Below are 15,077 nucleotides of genomic sequence, written 5' to 3' on the forward strand. Positions count from 1 at the left end.
AAGCCCTAGGGTGACCGGGTGCCCACCATCGACCTCCCCCACGGCCCCACCCACTACGAGGTGAACGGCTCCGGCGCACCCCTCGTCCTCCTGCACGGCGGTTTCTGCTCGGCAGAGGCGATGCGCGAGATCGGCGAGGCCCTCGCCCCCAGCTACGAGGTGCACGCCCCCGAGCGCCCCGGCCACGGCCGCACGGCCGACGTCGAGGGCCCCTTCGCCTACAGCGCCATGGTCGAGCACACCCTGGCCTACCTCGACGCTCTGAACCTGCCCAAGGCCCACCTGGTCGGTTTCAGCGACGGCGCGATCACCGGCCTGCTGCTGGCCCGCGACCACGCCGACCGGGTCGCTTCACTGGTGGCGATCGCGGCGAATCTCGACCCGTCGGGCTTCGTGTCCGACGAGGAGGCGGCCGGGACCATGAGTGCCGAGCAACATCAACAGCTTACGGACGAGTATGCGCGCCTTTCGCCCGACGGCGGCGGTCACGAGGACGTGGTGGTGGGCAAACTCGTCGAGCTGTGGAAGCAGGAGCCCCAGATCGCCCCCGAGTCCCTGGCCGGGGTCACCGCCCCCACCCTGGTGATGGCGGCCGACCGCGACATGATCTCGTTGGAACACACCGCCCTGATCGCCCGCAGCATCCCCCGGGCCCAGCTGTGCATCGTGCCCGGCGCCGGCCACCTGCTGATCCGCGAGCGCCCCCAGCTCATCGCGACCATCGTGCGGGAGTTCCTGGCCCAGTAGGTCCGGGTCCCGCAGATCCGTCGCTTTGCCCCGGGTCGCCCGGAGGCCGGCCTGGACGCACCCAACGCCCAGGCCGGCCTCCGGTGAAGCGGATCAGTCGGCGGTGGCGAGAGCGGCGGGTTCGGTGGCGAAGCGGTCGGCGGTGCGCAGTTCCGGCTCCTCGTCGGCGTGGGCGCGGGTGGCCAGGGAGACGCCCACGAACACGGCGAGACTGACGATCGCGGTGAGCATGGTTGCCCAGCCGTCGAAGTCGGCCGTCACCAGGCTGTTGTCCACGTAGATGAGATCGTTCGGCACGCCGTAGAGGGTCGGCGTGAGGGCGAGCAGGGTCAGGCGCAGCACCAGGCCCACGCCGGCCGCGGCCAGGGCGGCGGTGGAGGTGGAGCGCTTCCAGAACAGCCCGAGCAGGAACGGGGCGATCAGGCAGGCCAGCATCAGGTCGAACGCCAGGGTCAGCAGGATGCCGGTCTGGCTCACCCGCAGCGCCAGCAGGATGCCGACCAGGACGATCGGGATCATCACCACGCGGGTCCAGCGCAGCAGCGGGTCGTGGTGGCCGGGGGCGACCTCGCGGCGCACGCCGGCGATGTTGCGCACGGCCACCGCCGAGGTGGCCAGGATGGCGCCGGAGGCGGTGGAGAAGGAGGCCGCGACGATGCCGGAAAGGGCCAGGATGGCGAGCAGCACCGGCGCGTGGTTGTCGAGCAACTGGTACACGATCGGTCCGGAGGCGGAGGTCAGGCCCAGCTCGACCACCGAGGTCAGAGCGATCAGCGACCACAGCACACCCACGGTGGCGGTCGCCCCGGCGCCGATGAAGCAGGCCTTCTGCGCCGCCTCGGGGGTCTTAGCGGCGAAGATGCGCTGCATGAAGTCGATCGCCACCAGGTCGCCGATGCCCAGCGAGATCAGGGTGGCCCAGTTGATCGCGGCTCCCTGGCCCGGGTCGGTGAGCTGGCCCAGGTCGAACGGGCCCATGCCCTCGGGCGAGGAGATGCCGTAGTTGACGGCCACCCAGACGAACAGCGAAACGGTGCCGACGCCGGTGATCACTGCCTGGATGATCGAGGTGTAGGCGTCGGAGTACATCCCGCCGCCGATCGTGTAGGCCAGGATCAGGCCGACCGCCAGCACCACGCCGGCCTCGTAGGGCAGGCCGGTGAAGGTCTCCAGAAGGAAGCCCATCGCCACCAGGTTCCCGGCCAGCAGGATGGTGAAGGCGAAGATCATCAGGATCGACGCGACCACCTCGACCGGGCGGTTGTAGCGGCGGGCGAAGAAGTCGCCCAGGGTGAACAGGCCCATCCGGTTCATCGGCTTGGCCAGGAAGAGCCCGGCCAGCAGCAGGCAGATGGCCAGGCCCAGGGCCAGGGAGGCACCGGCCCAGAAGCCGGCGGCCGCACTCAGGTCGGTGTTGCCGACGGTGGCGTTGCTGTCGACGGCGGCCGTGGTGAGGCAGACGGCGACCAGGGGGACACCGAGCTGGCGCCCGGCCACGAGGTAGTTGGCGCTGTCGCCGTCGACCTTGCGGGCGACGGCCAGACCGACGACGAGCACGGCCAGCACCGAGATCGCGACACCGATGGTGATCATGAAGGCTCCTGACCGGAGGACACGAGGAGATTTCTGTCGATCGACAGATATGGAGCCCGATTCAGCCCCCCTCGTGTTACGTCCGTGCTACCCGGCGGCACACAATCGTGTTAACCGGCTCCCGAAGCCGTGTTTCATCGGGAGTTAACACACCGGAGACGCCCGTGACACGCGTCCCCCGTTGACTTTCGATCAAGCGACAGAAAGTCAGGACGGGCCGATGACACAGCAGACACCCGAAGCAGCGGGCACCGCGACCACCGCGGGAGCCCGCGCCCACGCCCGGGCTCAGGAAGGCATGGCGGTCCACACCGTCCCGACGCCCCCCGAGGGCGTGCCGAGCGACGCAATGGTCTGGGCCGAGCGGGTTTCCGGCGGTGGCTACGCCCATCGCAGCCTGGCCCGCGGCACCAGCGTGCGGCTGACCGACCTCGAGGGCGACGCCTGCGCCCACGTGCTGCTGTTCAACGCCGACCTCACGGCCGAGCGCCTCAACGTGGCGGACACGGTGAAGGTGCAGTGGCAGGTCTACACCTCGGCCGGGCAGCTGCTGCTGTCCGACCAGGGGCGGGTGCTGGCCTCGGTGACGCAGGACACCTCCGGCCGTCACGACACGATCTACGGCACCTCCACCCAGGACCGTAACGAAAGGCGCTACGGCGACGGCGCTCCCGAGGGCCCGTCGCCCGCCGGCCGGGAGTTGTTCGTGCTCGGCGCCACCAAGCACGGTCTGGGCCGGCGCGACATCCCGCCCTCGGTCTCGTTCTTCCAGGGCGTACGCATCGACGACGCCGGAGCCCCGGTGTTCGAGGGTTCGGCCGGACCCGGCCGGTCGCTGACCATCCGCACCGAGATGCCCGTGATCATGCTTGTCGCCAACGCGCCGCACCCGCTCGACCCAAGGCCCGAATACACCTGCACTCCGTTGGAAATCACGGCCTGGCGGGACAGCGCGACCGAAAAGTCCGACGAGCTGTGGTCGGCGACCCCGGAAGGCCGGCGCGCCTTCGAGAACACCCACGACTACCTGAAGGGCCGGGGCCAGGCATGAGCAGCAGCACCGAGATCCACCGGGAGACCGTCCCGCCCCGCGCTCCGTGGTCCCGGGTCCTCGAGGCCGGTCAGACCCTGACCATCGTGGACCTGGACGGCAACCAGGCGGTCGACTTCCTGGCCTACGACGCGCACGAGACCAGCCGGGCCTACAGCGCCCAGGCCACCCTTCAGGAACAGGGGAGCATCTTCCTGACCACCGGAAGTGTGCTGCGCGACAACGAGTCCGACCCGCTGCTGACCGTGCTGAGCGACGACGTCGGCCGGCACGACACGCTCGGCGGGGCCTGCTCCAAGGAGTCGAACACCCTGCGCTACGGCCACCACACCTGGAACCAGCACGCCTGCGCGGAGAACTTCCTGCGTGAACTGTCCCGCTACGGCCTGGGCAAGCGTGACCACGTGCCCAACGTGAACTGGTTCATGAACGTCCCGGTCGACCCGGACGGTGCCCTGGGCATCGTCGACGGCATCTCGGCGCCGGGCCTCTCGCTCACCCTGCTGGCCGAGAAGGACACGCTGGTGCTGGTGTCCAACTGCCCGCAGATCAACAACCCCTGCAACGGCTTCGACCCGAGCCGGGCCGAGATGGTGGTGCACGCCGGTGTCTGAGATCTCCAAGCTCCTGGTCGCCAACCGCGGTGAGATCGCCTGCCGGATCATCCGCAGCGCCAAGGAACTCGGCCTGCGCACGGTCGCGGTGTTCTCCGAGGCCGACCGCGGCGCCGCCCACGTGCACCTGGCCGACGAGGCCGTGCTGCTCGGCCCCACTCCCCCGGCCGAGAGCTACCTGAACGTCGAGGCCATCCTCCGGGCCGCCCGGACCACCGGCGCCGACGCGATCCACCCCGGCTACGGGTTCCTCTCCGAGGACGCCACCTTCGCCGAGCGCGCCGAGGCCGCCGGGCTGGTGTTCGTCGGCCCCACTCCGGAACAGCTGCGGGTGTTCGGCGCCAAGCACACCGCCCGCGCAGCCGCCCAGGCCGCCGGTGTCCCGATCTTCCCCGGCACCGGTCTGCTGGCCGACGCCGACGCGGCGGTGCTGGCCGTCGAGCCGATCGGCTACCCGGTGATGCTCAAGGCCACCGGCGGAGGCGGCGGTATCGGCATGGTCGTCTGCCGCGATGCCGACGAACTGCGGGCCGGCTTCGAGCGGGTCACCCGGATGGCCACGCAGAACTTCGGCTCGGCCGGAGTGTTCGCCGAGCGCTACGTCGAGCGGGCCCGGCACGTCGAGGTCCAGGTCTTCGGCAACGGCGCCGGCTCGGTGGTCTCGCTCGGCGACCGCGACTGCACCCTGCAGCGCCGCAACCAGAAGGTGCTCGAGGAGGCCCCCGCCCCGGCCCTGCCCGACCAGGTGCGTGAGCAGCTGCACGAGGCCGCCCGCCGGCTCGCCGCCTCGCTCGACTACCGCTCCGCGGGCACGGTCGAGTTCGTCTACGACGCCGAGCGCCAGGAGGCCTCGTTCCTCGAGGTCAACGCCCGCCTGCAGGTCGAGCACCCGGTCACCGAGCAGATCACCGGTGTGGACCTGGTGGCCTGGATGCTGCGGCTGGCCGGGGGCGAGAAGGAACTCCTCGACGATCTGGTCGACACGGAGACCGGCCTGGGTGCCGTGCCCACGCACGGGCACGCGGTGGAGGCCCGGATCTACGCCGAGGACCCGGCCAACGACTTCCGCCCTAGCGCGGGTCCGCTGACCGGCGTGCAGCTGCCCACCGACGTGCGGGTGGACGGCTGGGTGAGCACCGGCACCGAGATCACCCCGGCCTACGACCCGCTGCTGGCCAAGGTGATCGTCACCGCCGACGACCGTGACGGTGCCCTCGACCGGCTGGCCACTGCGCTGAGGTCCACCCGGATCGACGGCATCGAGGTCAACCTGGGCCTGCTGCGGGCCGTGCCCGCCCTGGCCGAGGTGCGCGAGGTCAGCCACACCACCCGAACGCTCGATCGGGTGGGCGATCCGGAGCCCCGGATCACCGTCGAGCGGGCCGGGCTGATGACCACGGTGCAGGATGCCGACGGACGTCTGGGGCACTGGCAGGTGGGTGTCCCGCCGAGCGGCGCGATGGACGACCGGTCGCTGCGGCTGGCCAACCTTGCTCTGGGCAACGAGGCGAACACGGCCGGGCTGGAGTGCACGGCCACCGGTCCGGCGCTGAAGTTCAGCCACGAGACGCTGATCTGCGTCAGCGGTGCGCCGACGGTCCTGACCGTCGACGGCGCCGAAGTTCCGATGTGGGAGCCGGTTACGGTGCCTGCCGGGGCAGTCCTCGAAATTGGGGACGCGGTGGCCGGCCTGCGTACGTATGTCGCCTTCGCCGGTGGTCTCGATGTTCCGGGCTATCTTGGCAGCGCCTCCACCTTCACCCTGGGCAAGTTCGGCGGGCATGGTGGGCGCGCGTTGCGTCTGGGCGACGTCCTGCGCACAAGCCCGCCACAGACCGACCCGACCGGACCGGTCGAGGCCCACCAGCGTCCTCAGTTCGAAAACCACTGGGAAATGGCGGTGACCGAGGGACCGCACGGCGCCCCGGAGTTCTTCACCCGCGAAGACATCGACACCCTCTACGCCACCCGGTACGGCGTGCACTTCAACTCGGCCCGTACCGGCGTGCGTCTGGTCGGGCCCAAGCCGGCCTGGGCCCGCCAGGACGGCGGCGAGGCCGGGCTGCACCCCTCCAACATCCACGACAACGCCTATTCGGTGGGCTCTCTCGACTTCACCGGCGACACCCCTATCCTGCTCGGGCCGGACGGACCCAGCCTGGGCGGGTTCGTCTGCCCGGTCACCGTTGTCAGCTCCGATCGCTGGAAGCTCGGCCAACTGCGCCCGGGCGACACGGTCTCGTTCGTCCCGGTCCGGGCCGAGGCGACCACCCGCTCGATGAATCTGACCCGGCCGGTCGCCTCTGGTGACGGCGACGACGGCGTCCTGGCCCGCCGCGACGGCGACCCGCACGTCACCTACCGGCGTTCCGGCGACGACAACGTGCTGGTCGAATACGGCGACCTGGTACTGGATCTGAACCTGCGCGCCCGGGTCCACGCCCTGCACACCGCCCTGGCCGAGCTCGCCAACCCGGGCGTCATCGACCTCACCCCGGGCATCCGTTCGCTGCAGATCCACGTCGACCCCGACGTCCTGAGCATTCCGAAACTGCTGGCCCTGCTGGCCGAACTCGAGGAAACCCTGCCCGCGGCCACCGATCTGGTGGTGCCCAGCCGCCGCGTGCGCCTGCCGCTCAGCTGGGACGACCCGGCCACCCGGCTGGCGATCGAGCGGTACATGGCCGGCGTGCGCGACGACGCCCCCTGGTGCCCCTGGAACATCGAGTTCATCCGCCGGATCAACGGTCTCGACACCACCGACGACGTGTACCGCACCGTCTTCGACGCCGACTACCTGGTGCTCGGGCTGGGTGACGTGTACCTGGGCGCCCCGGTGGCCACCCCGCTCGACCCGCGTCACCGCCTGGTCACCACCAAGTACAACCCGGCCCGCACCTGGACGGCCGAGAACTCGGTCGGCATCGGCGGCGCCTACCTGTGCATCTACGGCATGGAGGGCCCGGGCGGCTACCAGTTCGTCGGCCGCACCACCCAGGTCTGGCGCACCCACCCGAAGTCCGGCGAGAACCCCTGGATGCTGGACTTCTTCGACCGGATCAGCTGGTACCCGGTCTCCCCGGAGGAGCTTCTCGACCTGCGCGCCGACCTGGCCGCGGGCCGGGGCGGCCTGGACATCACCGAGGACACCTTCTCGCTGGCCGAGCACCAGCGCTTCCTCGACGAGAACGCCGTCGAGATCGAGGCTTTCCGCACCCGGCAGCAGGCCGCCTTCGCCCAGGAGCGGGCCGACTGGGAGGCCGCAGGCGAGTTCGACCGGGCCGAGCAGGCGGCCGCGTCGGTCGTGCCCGAACTCCTCGACGTGGTGGTGCCCGAAGGCGGTACCCGGGTCGACGCGCCGTTCGTGGCCAACGTCTGGAAGGTCGAGGTCGAGGTGGGCGATCTGGTCGAGAAGGGCCAGACCCTGATGGCCCTGGAGGCGATGAAGATGGAGACGTCGGTGCTCGCCCCCTGCGCGGGCCGGGTATCCCTGGTCACGGCGAGCCCGGGCGCCCAGGTCGCCCCCGGGGACGCCCTGGTAGTTCTGGAACCGGCGGGAGAAACGGCGTGAACGAGCGGATCAGCGCGGCCTTCCGGGCCATCGCCGAAGTCGGGCGGCCCGAGGTCTGGATCGGGTTGCACGAACCTGAAGACGTCGGTGGCGGCGATCCGGGTCCGCTCAGTGGGCTGGTGCTCGCAGTCAAGAACAATGTCGGGGTGGCCGGGTTCGCCACCACGGCCGGCTGCCCGTCGTACTCGGAAACCCCGGCCGCGCAAGACTCTCAGGCGGTCGGCCGGCTGCGGGCCGACGGGGCGGCGGTGATCGGGGTGACCAACCTCGACCAGTTCGCCACCGGACTGGTCGGGCAGCGCAGCCCGCACGGCGGGGTGCGCGACGCCCGCCGGCCCAGTCACATCTCCGGCGGCTCCAGCTCCGGCTCCGCCGTCGCGGTCGCCCTCGGCCTGGCCGACCTGGCCATCGGCACCGACACCGCCGGTTCCGGCCGGATCCCGGCCGCCCTCCAGGGCATCGTCGGAATCAAGCCCACCCTCGGTGTGGTCTCGACCGACGGCGTGGTGCCGGCCTGCCGTTCCTGGGACGCCGTGACCATCTTCGCCCGCGACCTCGGCACCGCCTCCCTGGCCATGGCCTCCATGGCCGGCGGCCCGAACACCCGCACCTGGCCCGCCGACATCCCCCTCGCCGCCCCGCCGAACGCCAGAGTGGCCGTCCCGGATCAGCTTCCCGGCCTGGCCCCCGGCTACGCGGAGGCGTTCGAGGCGGCCGTCGAGCGCCTGCGGGCCGGCGGGTGCACCGTCGAAACGATCCCCTTCGAGACCTTCCTCACCGCCGCCACCCTGCTCTACGACGGCGCACTGGTTGCCGAACGTCACGCTGCAGTCGGCGAATTCGTCGAGTCCGGGGCTCCCGACCTGGACCCCACCGTCGCGGCCATCATCAGCAAGGCAGGGCGGCACACCGCGAGTGCGATGGTCCGCGACCTGGCTCGGCTGGAGGAACTACGTCAGACCTCGATGAGCACCCTGGCCGGGTTCCACGCACTGCTCGTACCCACGGCGCCCGGACACCCGTCCATTGCCGAAGTCGCCGCCGACCCGGTCGGCGTGAACTCGTGGATGGGCACCTATACGAACTTCTGCAACCTGTTCGACCTGTGCGCCGTGGCCGTACCCTCGGGCACGGCGGGCGAGGACCAGTTCGGGGTGACCGTCCTGGCCCGCCCCTTCCACGACGCGGTCGCCCTCGACCTGGCCGAACGGGTGCAGCTGCTCACCGACTCCGTAGCCGCGGCGGGCGCCGCACCCGCCCGGGAAACAGTCGTTCCCTGGCCGCCGGTGAACACCGAGCAGCTCCTGGTGGTCGGTGCCCACCTCAAGGGCCAGCCGCTGGCCCGCGAACTGGAGGCTCTGGGCGCCCGCTGGGCCGGCCCGGCCCGCACCGCCCCGGCCTACACGCTCAGCGCGCTCGACACCGTGCCACCCAAGCCCGGTCTGGAGCGGGTGGGCCCGGGTGGCTCCTCGATCGTGGGCGAACTGTGGGAGCTCTCCACCGGTGCCCTCGGCGCGTTCCTGGCCGGGCTCCCGGCACCGATGAACCTGGGCCGGGTGGAGCTGGACAACGGGTCGTGGGTGGCCGGGTTCGGCTGCACGGTGGAGGCGGCGCGGGCCGGCAAGGACATCACCGAGCACGGCGGGTGGCTGGCCTACCTGGGGTTCACTCGTTCTTCGGGTGCACCGACGAGGGCATGAACCGCAGCAGCGACATCTTGCGGGCCATGAACCAGCGGTGTTCCACCGGCTCGGAGTACAGGTCGGCCAGGGCCGCGTCGCCCAGGCTGTGCGGTCCGACGATGCGGTAGGCCGAGGGGTTGAAGCTGCCGAACCAGACCTGGACGAACAGTTTGGGGTTGGTGATCAGCGAGCGCATCGGCAGCAGGCAGCCGAGCTCGCGGGCCAGGGCGTCGAGGTAGAGGACCTGGGAGGGGTGGGACTCGGTGTGCCGCGGGCTGAGCGCGGTCCAGTACTCCTCCCAGTCCTTCTCCTCGGCGATCACCTTGGCCAGATCCTTCGGCGGCTGCAGGTTGCCGCTGAGCACCCGGGCGAAGTAGCGGGCCTGCATCTCGGCGCAGATCGGGATGCCGCCCGAGAACGGGCGCACGAAGCCGATGAAGGCGACCTTGCCGTCGTGGTCGGGGTGCAGGAAGTGCTTGTACAGGTTGCGGACGTTGCCGTCCTCGACGTCGAGGTCGCCGACCCGCAGGTCGCGGTGGTAGCCGGTGCACAGCACGACCGCGTCGTACTCGGCCGAGGCGCCGTCGCGGAAGTGCACGGTGGAGCCTTCGGACCGGGCCAGGCCGGCGTCGTTCACCACCACCTTGCCGCTGGCGATGCTGGGCAGGAAGCTGACGTTCTTGCAGAAGATCCGGCGCGGGCTCCAGCTGCCGTCGGGGTGGGACTTCTCGTTCCACTCGGTCATCAGGATCCAGTTGGTGTCGTCCTCGACCGTGCCCAGGTCCATCTTCTCCGGCTCGATCGACTCGCCCATCGGGTTCAGCGGCTGCAGCTTGCGCCGCCCCGGCCGGAAGCGGTTGCGCACGTTGTCAACGTCCTCGCCGAGCGCCGAGACCAGGCCCAGGACGACCGAGACCAGCCCGAAGAAGGCTTTGGCGAAGCGGTTACGGCCCCAGAAGGTCTGGTAGACCAGAGGACGCCGGGTGGCCCGGTCGTACATCTCGTAGTGGTGTGAGCGGGTGGTCAGGTTGTCGGTGGTGCGGTGGTCGTCCACGATGCGGGGCAGCAGGTAGCTGTACGAGCGGATCGCCAGCGTGGTCGCCGCGGCGCTGTCACCCACCTCACGCACGATGTCGGCGCCGGACTCGGCCAGGCCGACCACCAGCACCCGCTTGCCCCGGAATCGTTCCGCGTTGCGGTATTCCGCGGAGTGCACGATCTCGCCGGTGAAACCGGCCAGCTCGGGGATGTCGCGGTTGGGGGTCTTGAACGGGCCCGAGCAGATCGCGACGGCGTCGAACCTCTCGGTGCTCTCGACCCCCTCCCGGCGGGTGGTGACCAGGTAACCGCCTGCCTCGCGCCGGATGTCGCGGACCTCGGACCCGAACCGGATCAGTTCGTGCAGGCCGAAGTACTGGGCGTAGTCGACCAGGTAGTCGAGGTACTGCTGGCGCGTGAAGAACTTGCGGCCACCCTTGAACGGGAGGTCCGAATAGGCCATCAGCCGCATGGAGATGGTCAGCCGCAGATGGTCGAAGGCCTTGGTCTTCGTGCCGTCGTCGCCCTCCCGCAGCCAGATCCCGCCCAGGTCGGCGTTCTGGTCGAAACAGACCACCTCGTGCCCCTCGTCGCGCAGTTGCTTGACCGTGGTCAGACCGCACGGGCCCGCCCCTACGACGCACACCCTCATTGACCGTCCCTCTCGTCGTTCACCGGTAAGGGAGGTAAGGCTTACCTTACTTGGACGAATCCACACAAGAGGTTCGAACGGGCAACTTTCGGGCTTGCTGGCAGCTTGTGCCATCCGCAAAGATAGGTGAGCCTAACCTCACCTGCGGGCTCCTGGTCAATGATCCGCTCTTGGGTAAGCTGAGCCTGTCCTAACCTGCCGAATGTCCTTGTGAATGTCCTGTCAATGTCTGGGGAGAGCCATGTCTGACGCCGTGACGCGCGCTGCGTCGCGCCCAGTCGCCGCACTCCCCGACCAGACGGTCTCTCGGGCAGCCCTGCAGCGCCGGCGCGCGGCCGGGTTCGTGGTTCTGCTCGCCGCCCTGGTGCTGGTCTGCCTGCTGAGCCTGGCCGTCGGCTCCAATCCCCTCTCGTTCCCGCAGGTCTGGGCCGGGCTACGGGCGCACGACAACTCCGAGCCGGCGCTGATCGTCTGGACGCTGCGGATGCCGCGCACCCTGCTGGGCATCCTGACCGGCGCCGCCTTCGGCGTGGCCGGAGCCCTGATCCAGGCCCTCACCCGCAACCCGCTGGCCGATCCCGGCATCCTCGGCGTCAACGCCGGCGCGGGGTTCGCGGTCACCCTGGGCGTAGGCCTGTTGGGGCTCAACGACATCTCCGGCTACGTCTGGTTCGCCTTCGCCGGCGCGGCCGCGGCCACCGTGCTGGTCTACCTGATCGGCTCGGCCGGGCGCGGTTCGGTGGCGCCCGAGACCCTGGTGCTGGCCGGGGTGGCCCTGAACGCAGTGCTGGGCGGCGTGACCAACTTCCTCACCCTGATCGACGAACAGACCTTCGAAGCGCTGCGCAACTGGGGGCTCGGCTCGATCGCGGCCACCAACAGCGAAGACGCCGTGCAGGTGGCGCCGTTCATCGGGGCCGGCCTGCTGATCGCGATCGCCCTGTCCGGTTCGCTGAACTCCATCGCCCTGGGCGACGACCTGGCCGCCTCCCTCGGCACCCGGGTCCAGCGCACCCGCGTGCTCGGGGTCGTCGCGGTCACCCTGCTGGCCGGCGGGGCCACCGCCCTGACCGGCGGCATCGCCTTCGTCGGGCTGATGGTGCCGCACGTGGTGCGCTGGTTCACCGGGCCCGACCAGCGCTGGATCATCCTGTACTCCGCACTGGCCGCACCGGTCCTGGTGCTGGCGGCCGACGTGCTCGGGCGGGTGCTCGACCGTCCCGGTGAGGTGCAGGTCGGGATCGTCACCGCAGTGATCGGCGCGCCGGTGCTGATCGCCCTGGTGCGCCGGCGGAATGCGAGTGGGCTGTGAGCGTCGACTTCGGCTACGCCGGAACAACTCTGCGCGGCCGGTGGTTCTCGGTGCGCTTCGGGCTGCGCCTGATCACCGTCTCGCTGGTGCTGTTCACGGCCGCCGTCCTGATCTCGGTGCTGGCCATCACCATCGGCGACTTCCCCCTCACCGTCGAACAGGTGCTCACCGCCCTGACCGGCGGCGGCGAGTCGTTCCCGCGCACCGTGGTGCTGGAGTGGCGCCTGCCCATCGCGATCTCGGCCGTGCTGTTCGGTGCGCTGCTCGGTTTCAGCGGGGCGGTCTTCCAGTCCCTGACCCGCAATCCGCTCGGCTCGCCCGACGTGATCGGGTTCGACGCCGGCGCCTACACCGCGGTCGTGATCACCATGCTGGTGCTCGGCTCGCGCAGCTACTGGTCGATGGCCGCCGCCTCCACCGTGGGCGGGCTGGTCACCGCGGCGGTGGTCTACTTCCTGGCCTACCGGCGCGGCATCCAGGGCTTCCGGCTGATCATCGTCGGCATCGGCGTCTCGGCCATGCTGGGCTCGGTCAACGCCTACCTGATCTCACGGGCCAGCATCGACGACGCGATGGCGGTCGGGTTCTGGAGCGCCGGCTCGATCGCCCGGGTCACCTGGGACAGCCTGCTGCCCTCGCTGGTCCTGACCGTGCCGATCGTCGGTGCGGCACTGGTTCTGGCCCCGGCGCTGCAGCGCCTGGAACTGGGCGACGACGCCGCGGTCACGCTCGGCACCCGGCCCACCCCGGCCCGGCTCGGCCTGATGATCACCGCGGTCGCCGCCGTGGCCGCGGTGACCGCCGCGGCCGGGCCGATCGGCTTCATCGCCCTCACCGCGCCGCAGCTGGCCCGGCGGCTGACCCGCTCGGCCGGGGTGAGCCTGCTGGCCGCCTCCGGCATGGGGGCCGCCCTGCTGGCCTGCGCGCACCTGGCCTCCCTGCTGATCGCCCAGGTGTACCGGCCGATCCCGGTCGGGTTGCTCACCGTCTGCCTGGGCGGGCTGTACCTGATCTGGCTGCTGATCCGAGAGACCCGCCGACAGTACGGAACCGTGCGATGACCACCACCGACTCACCCACCCAGGCCACCGCCCGCACTCGTCTGCAGGTAGACCAGGCAACCATCGGCTACGACCGGCGGGTCATCTCCCAGCAGCTCTCGGTCGTGGTCCCCGACCAGTCGTTCACCGCCATCATCGGGCCCAACGGCTGCGGAAAGTCCACCCTGCTGCGCACTCTGGCCCGGGTTCTCACACCCAGCCAGGGGCAGGTGCTGCTCGACGGGCGCACGATCAGTGCGTACAAGTCCAAGGAGGTGGCGCGCCGGCTGGGGCTGCTGCCGCAGACCTCCCTGGCCCCGGAGGGCATCCGGGTGGCCGACCTGGTCGCCCGCGGCCGGGCCCCCTACCAGAGCCTGATCCAGCAGTGGCGGGCCAGCGACGAGGAGGCGGTCGCCGGGGCCCTGGCCGCCACGCACCTCAGCGACCTGTCCGGCCGGCTGGTCGACGAGCTGTCCGGCGGCCAGCGTCAGCGGGTCTGGGTGGCCATGCTGCTGGCTCAGGACACCCCGATCCTGCTGCTCGACGAGCCGACCACCTTCCTCGACATCGCCCACCAGTACGAGCTGATGGAGCTGTTCCGGACCCTGCACGACGAGGGCAAGACGATCGTCACCGTGCTGCACGACCTGAACCAGGCCGCCCGCTACGCCGACCACCTGATCGTGATGCGCGACGGGCGGGTGGTCACCACCGGGGTGCCGGCCGACGTGATCACCCCCGACCTGGTCGAGGAGGTCTTCGGCCTGCGTGCCCTGGTCGTCCCCGACCCGGTCACCGGCACCCCCTCGGTCGTCCCGCTGGACCCGCGCCGCGCCGCGGTCCGGCCGGTCGAGCCCGACCAGCCCGAAAATCCCACCCCAGAGACGAAGGACGTGCGATGACCGCCCGTGAGTTCGGAGCCTTCACCGGACAGAACCTGACCGGCAAGCTGCAGTTCAGCTGGATGGAGAGGATCGACAGCCGCGACGTGCAGGTGGTCCGGTTCGAGGACGTCACCCCCCGCTACCGCCGCGTGGTGGTGGGCGGCGAGTCCCTGGCCGACTTCCCCTGGGCCCACTTCTCCGCGCCCGATCACGTCAAGGTCTTCTTCCCCCACCCGGAATCGGGCGAGCTGGTCTCGTCCCGGCAGGGCGAGGACGAGTGGTACGTCACCGGCGGCAGCACCGACCCGATCCACCGCGACTACACCGTGCGCGCCTTCGACGCCGAGAAGCAGGAGCTGACGCTCGACTTCGTCGTGCACGACCACGGGGTCGCCGGGCGCTGGGTGGCCGACGTCAAGGTCGGTGACCCGCTGGTGCTGAACGGGCCGAGCGCCAACTGGCTGCTGCCCGAGAACTACCCGCACTTCCTGGCCCTGGGCGACGAGCCCGCGCTGCCGGCGATCGCCCGGATCATCGAGGAGGCCCCGGCCGGCTCCCGGGTCACCGCCCTGATCGAGGTGCAGGACGCCTCCGACGAGCAGCCGCTGTCCGGGAAGGCCGACCTCGACCTGCGCTGGATCCACCGCAGCACCGCCCCGGTGGGCGAGGGCGACCTCAGCCCGCTCGAGACCGCGCTGCGGGCGCTCGACCTGCCCGAGGACCGGAGCACGGTGTTCGTGTTCGCGGCCGGGGAGACCAACCGGATCAAGCCGATCCGCCGCTACCTGCGCCGTGACCTGGGCCTGCCCAAGGAGCAGCTGATCGTCGACGGGTACTGGAAGCAGGGCGTGGTCAACTTCGACCACCACGACAACGAACTCGACGAAGACTGA

At 70.6% G+C, this 15,077-nt stretch carries 11 protein-coding genes; 9 read left to right on the top strand and 2 right to left on the bottom strand.

The window, feature by feature from the left end; genetic code table 11:
- The first annotated feature begins 18 nt into the window (after window positions 1-18).
- On the top strand, window positions 19-747 hold the full coding sequence (locus QSK18_RS10380) for an alpha/beta fold hydrolase (protein ID WP_285618206.1): 729 nt from the start codon (window positions 19-21) through the stop codon (window positions 745-747).
- Window positions 748-840: 93 nt separating this feature from the next.
- Here the strand turns inward: QSK18_RS10380 and QSK18_RS10385 are convergent, their stop codons facing one another.
- A complete protein-coding gene (locus QSK18_RS10385) occupies window positions 841-2,340 on the bottom strand; it encodes a high affinity choline transporter 1 (protein ID WP_232812837.1) in 1,500 nt (499 codons plus the stop codon).
- Window positions 2,341-2,560: 220 nt separating this feature from the next.
- On the opposite strand from QSK18_RS10385, the gene QSK18_RS10390 reads away from it, so the two are divergent.
- Genes QSK18_RS10390 through atzF form a run of 4 tightly spaced genes read left to right on the top strand, consistent with a single transcriptional unit; the run spans window position 2,561 to window position 9,276 of the window.
- A complete protein-coding gene (locus QSK18_RS10390) occupies window positions 2,561-3,391 on the top strand; it encodes an urea amidolyase associated protein UAAP1 (protein ID WP_232812838.1) in 831 nt (276 codons plus the stop codon).
- Entirely contained in the window at window positions 3,388-4,005 is a 618-nt protein-coding gene (locus QSK18_RS10395) for an urea amidolyase associated protein UAAP2 (protein ID WP_285618209.1), read from the top strand. Before QSK18_RS10390 ends, QSK18_RS10395 begins: the two co-directional genes overlap by 4 nt.
- Window positions 3,998-7,576 carry an urea carboxylase gene (uca, locus tag QSK18_RS10400; RefSeq protein WP_285618212.1) on the top strand — a complete coding sequence of 1,193 codons (3,579 nt, stop codon included), beginning with the start codon at window positions 3,998-4,000 and terminating at the stop codon, window positions 7,574-7,576. Before QSK18_RS10395 ends, uca begins: the two co-directional genes overlap by 8 nt.
- Window positions 7,573-9,276, top strand: a complete 1,704-nt coding sequence (gene atzF, locus QSK18_RS10405) for an allophanate hydrolase (RefSeq protein WP_285618213.1) — start codon at window positions 7,573-7,575, stop codon at window positions 9,274-9,276. Before uca ends, atzF begins: the two co-directional genes overlap by 4 nt.
- Here the strand turns inward: atzF and QSK18_RS10410 are convergent.
- Window positions 9,242-10,948, bottom strand: a complete 1,707-nt coding sequence (locus QSK18_RS10410) for a flavin-containing monooxygenase (RefSeq protein WP_285618215.1) — start codon at window positions 10,946-10,948, stop codon at window positions 9,242-9,244. The two genes, atzF and QSK18_RS10410, sit on opposite strands and share 35 nt — an antisense overlap.
- A gap of 241 nt (window positions 10,949-11,189) precedes the next feature.
- Between QSK18_RS10410 and QSK18_RS10415 the strand changes: the two genes are divergently transcribed.
- Genes QSK18_RS10415 through QSK18_RS10430 form a run of 4 tightly spaced genes read left to right on the top strand, consistent with a single transcriptional unit; the run spans window position 11,190 to window position 15,077 of the window.
- Window positions 11,190-12,260, top strand: a complete 1,071-nt coding sequence (locus tag QSK18_RS10415; RefSeq protein WP_232812843.1) for a FecCD family ABC transporter permease — start codon at window positions 11,190-11,192, stop codon at window positions 12,258-12,260.
- Window positions 12,257-13,321, top strand: a complete 1,065-nt coding sequence (locus tag QSK18_RS10420; protein WP_232812844.1) for a FecCD family ABC transporter permease — start codon at window positions 12,257-12,259, stop codon at window positions 13,319-13,321. Before QSK18_RS10415 ends, QSK18_RS10420 begins: the two co-directional genes overlap by 4 nt.
- Window positions 13,318-14,202 carry an ABC transporter ATP-binding protein gene (locus QSK18_RS10425; RefSeq protein WP_232812845.1) on the top strand — a complete coding sequence of 295 codons (885 nt, stop codon included), beginning with the start codon at window positions 13,318-13,320 and terminating at the stop codon, window positions 14,200-14,202. The genes QSK18_RS10420 and QSK18_RS10425 overlap by 4 nt, the downstream gene beginning before the upstream one ends.
- Window positions 14,199-15,077, top strand: coding sequence for a siderophore-interacting protein (locus tag QSK18_RS10430; protein WP_232812846.1), 879 nt, complete (start codon window positions 14,199-14,201; stop codon window positions 15,075-15,077). The genes QSK18_RS10425 and QSK18_RS10430 overlap by 4 nt, the downstream gene beginning before the upstream one ends.

The organism is Kineosporia sp. NBRC 101677 (assembly GCF_030269265.1).
Taxonomy (GTDB): domain Bacteria; phylum Actinomycetota; class Actinomycetes; order Actinomycetales; family Kineosporiaceae; genus Kineosporia; species Kineosporia rhizophila.

Bases quoted from the DNA above. Each gene is read 5' to 3' on its own strand.
- QSK18_RS10410 (WP_285618215.1), bottom strand. From the start codon at position 10,948: ATGAGGGTGTGCGTCGTAGGGGCGGGCCCGTGCGGTCTGACCACGGTC.
- QSK18_RS10385 (WP_232812837.1), bottom strand. From the start codon at position 2,340: ATGATCACCATCGGTGTCGCGATCTCGGTGCTGGCCGTGCTCGTCGTC.
- QSK18_RS10390 (WP_232812838.1), top strand. From the start codon at position 2,561: ATGACACAGCAGACACCCGAAGCAGCGGGCACCGCGACCACCGCGGGA.
- QSK18_RS10425 (WP_232812845.1), top strand. From the start codon at position 13,318: ATGACCACCACCGACTCACCCACCCAGGCCACCGCCCGCACTCGTCTG.
- QSK18_RS10415 (WP_232812843.1), top strand. From the start codon at position 11,190: ATGTCTGACGCCGTGACGCGCGCTGCGTCGCGCCCAGTCGCCGCACTC.
- QSK18_RS10395 (WP_285618209.1), top strand. From the start codon at position 3,388: ATGAGCAGCAGCACCGAGATCCACCGGGAGACCGTCCCGCCCCGCGCT.
- QSK18_RS10430 (WP_232812846.1), top strand. From the start codon at position 14,199: ATGACCGCCCGTGAGTTCGGAGCCTTCACCGGACAGAACCTGACCGGC.